Raw genomic sequence first — 700 nt, forward strand, 5'->3', positions numbered from 1 at the left:
GCCATTACGAACCCTTGCGTAAAAAACCGCTGACGCTGAAATACACCTCGCCGGAAGCAGGCGATCCTTTGATGACTGTCGGACATTTGGTACTTGCATTGGCAAGCGGTGCAAAAGATTCCTCTTTAGGCCTTAAGGCCGTCTGAAAAACAGCCCGCCCGCACACACAATGATAGGAAAATTATGATCAGCATCTTTGATATTTTCAAAATCGGCATCGGCCCGTCCAGCTCGCACACCGTCGGCCCGATGAAGGCCGCGGCCGCTTTTGCCGATTTGCTGCATGCCGAAAACTTAGATACACAAGTGGCACGTATTGTCAGTGAAGTGTACGGCTCGCTTGCTTTGACCGGTATCGGACACGGTACATTCGATGCATTATTGCTTGGTTTGGAAGGCAGCCTGCCGCACGATATTCCGCTTGCAGACATCCCCCAACGCTTGGAACGCATCCGCACGCAGCACGTTTTAAAATTCAACGGCCGTGAAATGACCTTCAATCCCGAAAAAGATTTGGATATCCGCGGCGACAAAGTGTTGCCCAAACATCCGAACGGTTTGAACTTTATCGCCTATAATTCAGACGGCCTGAAGCTGAAAGAACAGATCTATTATTCGGTTGGCGGCGGTTTTATCGTAACAGACGAAGGGTTTGCACAAGAAGCGCAGGAAAATTCAGACGTGCCATACCCTTACGAAA

At 49.9% G+C, this 700-nt stretch carries 1 protein-coding gene; it reads left to right on the forward strand.

Features of this window, described 5'->3' with window-relative positions; all coding sequences use genetic code 11:
* Positions 1-183 precede the first annotated feature (183 nt).
* Positions 184-700 (forward strand): serine dehydratase beta chain (locus ACTHUR_RS14285; RefSeq protein ID WP_440399220.1); only part of this gene is annotated, 517 nt, incomplete at its 3' end.

Source organism: Neisseria sp. P0021.S007 (genome assembly GCF_051956855.1).